Annotated in this window: 7 protein-coding genes; 1 reads left to right on the plus strand and 6 read right to left on the minus strand. The window is 69.2% G+C overall.

What is annotated here, in order from left to right:
- Positions 1–24: 24 nt before the first annotated feature.
- Genes ABDV68_RS03155 through recQ form a run of 5 tightly spaced genes read right to left on the minus strand, consistent with a single transcriptional unit; the run spans position 25 to position 5,251 of the window.
- Complete coding sequence (locus ABDV68_RS03155) at positions 25–1,602, minus strand: FAD-dependent oxidoreductase (protein WP_343518198.1); 1,578 nt, start codon at positions 1,600–1,602, stop codon at positions 25–27.
- Positions 1,603–1,621: 19 nt separating this feature from the next.
- Positions 1,622–2,611: a sterol desaturase family protein gene (locus ABDV68_RS03160; RefSeq protein WP_343518199.1), complete on the minus strand. Its 990-nt coding sequence runs from the start codon at positions 2,609–2,611 to the stop codon at positions 1,622–1,624.
- A gap of 53 nt (positions 2,612–2,664) precedes the next feature.
- A complete protein-coding gene (locus ABDV68_RS03165) occupies positions 2,665–3,063 on the minus strand; it encodes a hypothetical protein (protein WP_343518200.1) in 399 nt (132 codons plus the stop codon).
- Entirely contained in the window at positions 3,060–3,488 is a 429-nt protein-coding gene (locus ABDV68_RS03170) for a TIGR01244 family sulfur transferase (RefSeq protein ID WP_343518201.1), read from the minus strand. Before ABDV68_RS03170 ends, ABDV68_RS03165 begins: the two co-directional genes overlap by 4 nt.
- The gene (gene recQ, locus ABDV68_RS03175) at positions 3,485–5,251 is read right to left on the minus strand and encodes a DNA helicase RecQ (protein WP_343518202.1); all 1,767 of its coding nucleotides are present in this window, start codon (positions 5,249–5,251) and stop codon (positions 3,485–3,487) included. Before recQ ends, ABDV68_RS03170 begins: the two co-directional genes overlap by 4 nt.
- Positions 5,252–5,331: 80 nt before the next feature.
- On the opposite strand from recQ, the gene ABDV68_RS03180 reads away from it, so the two are divergent.
- Positions 5,332–5,619, plus strand: a complete 288-nt coding sequence (locus ABDV68_RS03180; RefSeq protein WP_343518203.1) for a GNAT family N-acetyltransferase — start codon at positions 5,332–5,334, stop codon at positions 5,617–5,619.
- A gap of 29 nt (positions 5,620–5,648) precedes the next feature.
- On the opposite strand, the gene ABDV68_RS03185 is transcribed toward ABDV68_RS03180, so the two are convergent.
- Positions 5,649–6,740: an ATP phosphoribosyltransferase regulatory subunit gene (locus tag ABDV68_RS03185; protein ID WP_343518204.1), complete on the minus strand. Its 1,092-nt coding sequence runs from the start codon at positions 6,738–6,740 to the stop codon at positions 5,649–5,651.
- Positions 6,741–6,995: the final 255 nt, after the last annotated feature.

Consider the following 6,995-nt stretch of genomic DNA (forward strand, 5'->3'; position numbering starts at 1 on the left):
GTGGCAAGTCCACCGGCCCTTTTTTCAGCCGAGATCCGCGCGCACGAAGTCGGCGCAGCGCTCGCCGATCATGATGCTCGGCGCGTTCGTGTTGCCCCCGATCAGCCGCGGCATCACCGAGGCGTCGGCGATATAAAGACCCTCGACCCCACGCACGCGCAGCTTCGGATCGCACACCGCATCCGCGTCCGATCCCATCCGCGCGGTACCGACGGGGTGATAGATCGTATCGGCCCGCGCGCGGATCAGCCGTTCGAGCGCGGCGTCGTCGTTGCGGTCGATCGGATAGCGGTCGCGTCCGCCGAACGCCGCCAGCGGCTCCGCGTCGAGGATGCGGTACATCCCGCGCACGCCCTTGATCAGCAGGTCGACGTCGCGGCGGTCGGTGAGAAAGCCCGGGTCGATCAGCGGCGCGGCGCGCGGATCGGGCGAGGCGAGGCGCACCGTGCCGCGGCTCTCGGGCCGCAATACGCAGGCATGGCAGCTATAGCCGTGCGCCTTGACCCTGGTCCGCCCGTGATCCTCGACGATCGCGACGAGGAAGTGGAGCTGGATATCGGGCGCGGGCAGGCTCGGGTCGGTCCGCAGGAAGGCGCCCGCCTCGGCGAAGGGTGAAGTCATCGGCCCGCTGCGCGTGCGGAACCAGCGCCACATCGCCGCCAGCCCCATGAGCGATCCCTTGAACGAGCGGCCGAGGAACAGGCTGCCCGGCGTCTCGAACGCCGCAACATAGTCGAGATGGTCCTGCAGATTGCCGCCGACCTCGCCGCGCTCGACTCGCACGGGAAGGCCGAGCTGCTGGAGATGCGCGCCGGGCCCGATGCCCGACAGCATCAGCAGTTGCGGCGTTCCGAACACCCCGCCCGCAAGCACCACCGCGCGCCGCGCGCGGATGACCTTCGACTGGCCGCCGCGCGAATAGGCGACGCCCCAGGCGCGGCCTTCTTCGAACAGCACACGTTCGACGGTCGTGTCGCACAGGATCTCGAGATGGGGCTGCTCGGGCAGATAGGCGCGGGAGGCGGTCCAGCGCTCGCCGTCCTTCTGCGTCACCTGGTAGATGCCGGCGCCTTCCTGGCGGGCGCCGTTGAAATCGTCGTTGCGCGGAATTTGAAGCGAGGCGGCGGCGTCGACGAAGGCAGTCGAGCCGGGATGGACGAAGCTCTGGTCGCTGACGTGCAGCGGCCCGTCGCCGCCATGCCATTGATCCGCGCCGCGTCCGTTCGCCTCGCTGCGTCTGAACACCGGGAGCACGTCGTTCCAGCTCCAGCCGGTGGCGCCAAGCGCGGCCCAATTGTCGTAATCCCAGGGATGCCCGCGGATATAGAGCATCGCGTTGATCGCGCTCGATCCGCCCAGGCCCTTGCCGCGCGGCTGATAGCCGCGGCGGCCGTTGAGGCCGGGTTGCGGCACCGTCTCGTACGCCCAGTTGGTCGCGGGCGTCTGCATCGCGATCGCGCCCGGCATCAGCGTGCGGAAGCCGGTGTTGCGCCCGCCCGCCTCGAGCACCGCGACGCTGTATTTGCCGTCCTCGCTCAGGCGGCCCGCGGCGGCGCTGCCTCCGGATCCGGCGCCGATGACGACGATGTCGGCTTCTTCCACGCTTCCCCCGGTTTCCTCGTTAAGCGGTGCCGGTCCGCTCCCCCACCCGGCCACCCACACGGTATATTCGGTGGGTGGCCGGGTGGGGGAGCGGGCCGGCACCGTCGTCCGGGCAAGCGGACGCTTGCCGACGCAAGTGTTCCCGCGCCTGCCAGCGCGCCTTGATGGTCTCCGATGTATCGCGGCTGCCGTCATGGCTCCATCCCGGCGGGCCGAACATATAGCCGAGCCGCGCCTTCAAGCCCGGCGCGGCCCACACGTCCCTGGCGATCCCCCACCATTCGTGGAAGGCGGCGCGCAGCACGTTGAAGTCGGGCAGGTTATGGACGATGCCGTAGCGCGGCCGGTCGTCGTCGCGCTCGGCCTCGAAGGTGCCGAACATGCGGTCCCAGATGATGAACACGCCGGCATAGTTCTTGTCGAGATAACGCGCGTTGGTGGCGTGGTGGACGCGGTGGTGCGAAGGGGTGTTCATCACCGCCTCGAACCAGCGCGGCATCCGCCCGATCACCTCGGTGTGGATCCAGAACTGATAGACCAGGTTCACCCCCGCGACGAAGAACACCATGGCGGGAGGAAAGCCGATCAGGAACAGCGGCAGGCGGAAGATGAAGCCCAGGCTGAAGAAGCCGGTCCAGGTCTGCCTGAGCGCAGTCGACAGATTATAATGCTGGCTCGAATGGTGGATGACATGGCTCGCCCAGAACCACCGCACGCGATGCGCCGAACGGTGGAAGACGTAATAGGCCAGGTCGTCGAGCACGAAGGCGAGAACGAACCAGTACCAGGCATAGGAGATGTCGAAGAGCCGGAACTGGTGCACCCAAGTCGCGAGAGCGAACACCATCCCGCCCGCGAGCATGCTGCCAAAACCCAGCATCAGCGAGGTCAGCGTGTCGCGCGGGCAATAGCGGCCGCGGTCCTTGAGCCGCGCGACGACCATCTCCGCCGCGACGAGCAGGACGAAGGCGGGGACGGCCAGATCGACAGGATCGGGCAGGTTGGGCATCGCTCTCCTTACACATGTGTAAATAGGGCGGGCGCGGGCCCGAATGCAAGCGATCAACCGCCCAGCATGTCGGCGAAGCCGTGCGCCGCGGCGGCGTCGGCCACGGTGATGCGGAACGTCTCCTGCGGGGAGAGTTGGAGGGTCAACGTGCTGCCGTCCGGCCCGTCGTCGATCATCGCGATCCGCGCGCCGGCGATGCGACGCGCGCGGTGGCGCGCGCCCATCGGTTCGACCAGCACCAGGTCGCCGGGACCGCCCGCGGCTGCGGCCAGCTCGCCATTCGCCGAGACGATACCGGCCTTGCCCTCGAAGCCGCTGCTCAGCGCCTCCGCCAGGCGGATCGCATCCGCACCGGTCTCGAGCCGTTGCGTGCCGCCGAGCTTGAGCAGCCAGGCCATGCCGGCAAGCGCCAGTACCGCCGCGAGCGAACCCGCGGCGAGCCACCAGTTCATGCCTTGCCCGACAGCGCGTCGAGCATCGGGCGGATGCCGGCAATGTCATAGCCCGCGCTGGCCGCCTTTTCGGTCAGCGCCGCGGGGTCGCCGCCGCGGCTGGCGGAGGCGAGTGCCCACAAATTGCAGGACCGCGTGCCGGAGCGGCAGTAAGCGAAGACCGGGCCGGCGCTCGCGTCCATCACCGCCGCCATCGCCTCGACCTGGTTGGCCGAGAAGCCGGCATGGGTGATCGGGATCGCCACATAGGTCAGGCCCAGCGTCTCGGCGACGGTACGGATCGCATCGCCTTCGGGCTGGCCGACCTCCTCATCGTCGGGACGGTTGTTGACGATGGTGGTGAAGCCCGCGCGGGCGATCTCGACTATGTCGGCCGGGCTGATCTGGGGGGCCACCGAAATCGTCTCGTCGATCTTGCGCATCATGCCGCCTCACGGATCACTTCAAGGAACGCCTCGCCATAGGCCGCCAGCTTGCGCGCGCCAATGCCCGGGATTTGCGAAAGCGCGGCGAGCGAGCCGGGTTTCGAGGCGGCCATCTCGCGCAGCACCGAATCGTGGAAGATGACATAGGGTGGGACCGCGGCTTCCTGCGCGAGCGTGCGGCGCTTGTCGCGCAGCGCGTCGAACAGCGGATCGCCGACCGGATTGGCGGCGCCGTCGCCAGCCATGCCGCGGCGCCGCTTCTCGCGCTTGGGCGGGAGGACCAGCGAGACCTTGGTCTCGCCCTTGAGGATCGGCCGCGCGCCCGGGCCGAATTCGAGGCCGCCATGCGCGTTGGTGCGGAGCGCGTCGCGCAGCAGCAGCGCGCGCGCCACCGGCTTGAGCAGCGCCGCTTCGTCGCCCTCGACGATGTTCCACACCGACAGCTTCTCGTGACCGTTCATCAGGCTGCGCTCGCTCGACTGGCCGAGCAGCACGCTCTCGACATAGCCGACGCCGAACATCTGGCCGGTGCGGAACACCGCGGAGAGGAATTTCTGCGCCGTGACGGTGGCGTCGACCGCGGCCGGGGCATTGAGGCAATTGTCGCAATTGCCGCAGCTTTCGGGTGGTTCCTCCCCGAAATGGCGCAGCAGGATCGCGCGGCGGCAGCCGGCGGTCTCGACCAATGCGCCGAGCGCGGTGAGACGCGCGCGCTCGCCCGCCTGGCGGCCCGCCTCGACCTCGCCGATGCGCTGGCGCGCGCGGGCGAAATCGTCGGCGCCCCAGAAGAGCTGCGCCACCGCGGGGTCGCCATCGCGCCCGGCGCGGCCGGTCTCCTGATAATAGGATTCGATCGACTTGGGCAGCCCTGCATGCACGACGAAGCGGACATCGGGCTTGTCGATGCCCATGCCGAACGCGACGGTGGCGACGATCACCATGTCCTCGCTGGCGACGAACGCGGCCTGGTTGCGGCGGCGCACCGCGGGGTCGAGCCCGGCATGATAGGGCAGTACCGGACGGCCGTTGCCGCCGAGCTTCTCGGCAAGCTTCTCCACGGCGTTGCGCGTCTGGGCATAGACGATGCCGGGGCCGGTCTGGCCGGCAATGAAGTCGGCCACTTGGCGCGTCGTGTTCTCGCGCGGGGAAATCGCGTAGCGGATATTGGGCCGATCGAACCCGGCGACGATCAACCCGTCGGCCGGGATGCCCAGCTGGTCGAGGATGTCGGCACGGGTATGGGCGTCGGCGGTCGCGGTGAGCGCGAGGCGGGGGACGTCGGGAAACGCCTCCATCAATGGACGCAGCAGGCGATAGTCGGGACGGAAATCATGGCCCCATTCGCTCACGCAATGCGCCTCGTCGATCGCGAACATCGACAGCTTCGCGCTGCGCAACAGGTTGCGGAAGCCCTCGCCCGAGGCGCGTTCGGGCGCGACATAGAGCAGGTCGAGCTCGCCGCGGCGGAAGCGCGCGATCGTCTCGTCGCGATTGTCGTCGGCGCTGGTCAGCGTCGCGGCGCGGATGCCGACCGCTTCGGCGGCGCGGAGCTGGTCGTGCATCAGCGCGATCAGTGGCGAGACCACGATGCACGTCCCCTCGAGCATCACCGCCGGAAGCTGGTAGGTCAGCGACTTGCCGGCGCCGGTCGGCATCACCGCGAGGGTGCGCTGCCCGGCGAGGACGCGCTCGACGACATCGTGCTGGACGCCGCGGAAATCGGGGAAGCCGAAGGTGGTGCGGAGGATGTCGCGGGGATTCATCGCAGGCCGTATAACCGGTGTCTCCCGGAAATGCGCGGGCTCGTGTAGGTTTCTGTGGCCAAGATCCGGAGGAGAGGTCCGTGGACCCTGACGTCACCGACAACCACGATCGCAGCCGCTACGAGCTCAAGGTGGACGGGCACACCGCCTTCGCCGCCTACACGATCGACGGCAACATCATCACCTTCACCCACACGGTAGTGCCGCCCGCGCTCGAGGGACGCGGCATCGCCAGCCGGCTGATCCTTCACGCGCTGACCGACGTGCGTGAGCGAGGCCTGCGGGTGATCGCGCAATGCCCGTTCGTCGCGGCCTATATCCGCAAGCATCCCGAATGGGCGGAGTTGCTGGCGAGACCGCTGGATTAGGCGTTTCCGTCTCACGGACGAGCGGGTGGTTAGAGCGCGATCGGCGCTCCATCGCGCAACTCATGCGTGCAGAGCTGCGCCGCGGCGCTGTCATCGGCGTCGAGGGCGGCCACCGCCACCCAGCCTTCGGTGCGCAGCTTCGCGGCCAGCGCGGGATCGGTGCCGACGGGCAGGAACAGCCGCCGCCGTTCGCCGTTTGCAAGTCCCGCGTCGAGGATCGGATCGACGAACAGCGACATGCCGACCGCGGGCTCGTAGCCCTCGGCGCCGATCACCGAATAGCTGCCGCCGCGCCCGATCTCGCCGCGCACCCCGCGCGCGAACAGCGAGAAGCCGATCCAGCTCTGATATTCGAAGCCGTGGCGCTCGGTCGGGTCGAGCGTCAGCGCGACCTTGCCCGATACCGCTTCGGCAACGGCGCTCAGGCCGTCCAGCCGGCTTGCCAGCGCGCCACCCTTGTCGTGCGCACGTAGCCGGGCGATCGCCGCATCGAAGGGGCCGGCGGCCTCGATCAGCGGCAGGAAATCGGGCTCGATCGCCGCCACGCCGGCCGCATCCTTGGCGTCGAGCCGGTCGCGCAGCGCCGTCAGCTGCTCGGCCGCCATGCCGGGGGCGAGCTGCTCGACCAGGTCGGGCAGGGTGAAGTCGAGCGCGAGGCCGGTGACTTCCGCCGCCTCCAGCGCCTCGACCGCGACGGTGACGATCTCGCGCGCGGCCGCCACGCTGTCGCGGCCGATCAGCTCGCAACCGATCTGACGCATCGCGCGCTCGGGGCGCAGCTCGCTCGCGCGCAGCTTGAGCACGGTGCCGGCATAGCAAAGGCGCACCGGGCGCGGGTGGTGCGCCATGCGCGTCGCGGCGATGCGGCCGATCTGCGCGGTGATGTCCGGGCGGATCGCCAGCGTGCGGCGCGAGGCGGGATCGGTGAAGCGAACCGCGTCCTTGGCGCTTGCCGCCTTGAGCCGCGTGCCGAGCGACTCCTCGAATTCGGCGAGCGGCGGATCGGCGCGCTCATAGCCATAGAGCCGCGCGACATCGAGCACGCGCCGCTCGAGCGCCGCCGCCGCATCGGCATGCGGGGGCAGCCGGTCGTGGAAGCCTTCGGGAAGAAGTCCGTTCATGCCGCTTCCGTTAGAATAGTCGTCATCCCAGCGAAAGCTGGGATCTCGTGCCGCAAGCCCCACGTCTGCGGCACGAGATCCTGATTTTCGTCAGATGACGCGTCTCGCGCGTCAGAATTTCAGCGCCATCGCGGTCTTGACGCCCGGAAGCGCGCGGACCTGGGCGATCAGTTCGGGGGTCACCGCCTCGTCGACCGAGAGCAGCAGCACCGCCTCGCCGCCCGCCTCGCGGCGGCCGAGGTGGAAGGTGCCGAT

The organism is Sphingomonas sp. (assembly GCF_039595165.1).
Taxonomy (GTDB): Bacteria; Pseudomonadota; Alphaproteobacteria; order Sphingomonadales; family Sphingomonadaceae; genus Sphingomonas.

Coding starts and splice junctions, on each gene's coding strand:
- ABDV68_RS03160 (WP_343518199.1), bottom strand. CDS start 2,611: ATGCCCAACCTGCCCGATCCTGTCGATCTGGCCGTCCCCGCCTTCGTC.
- ABDV68_RS03165 (WP_343518200.1), bottom strand. CDS start 3,063: ATGAACTGGTGGCTCGCCGCGGGTTCGCTCGCGGCGGTACTGGCGCTT.
- ABDV68_RS03170 (WP_343518201.1), bottom strand. CDS start 3,488: ATGATGCGCAAGATCGACGAGACGATTTCGGTGGCCCCCCAGATCAGC.
- recQ (WP_343518202.1), bottom strand. CDS start 5,251: ATGAATCCCCGCGACATCCTCCGCACCACCTTCGGCTTCCCCGATTTC.
- ABDV68_RS03185 (WP_343518204.1), bottom strand. CDS start 6,740: ATGAACGGACTTCTTCCCGAAGGCTTCCACGACCGGCTGCCCCCGCAT.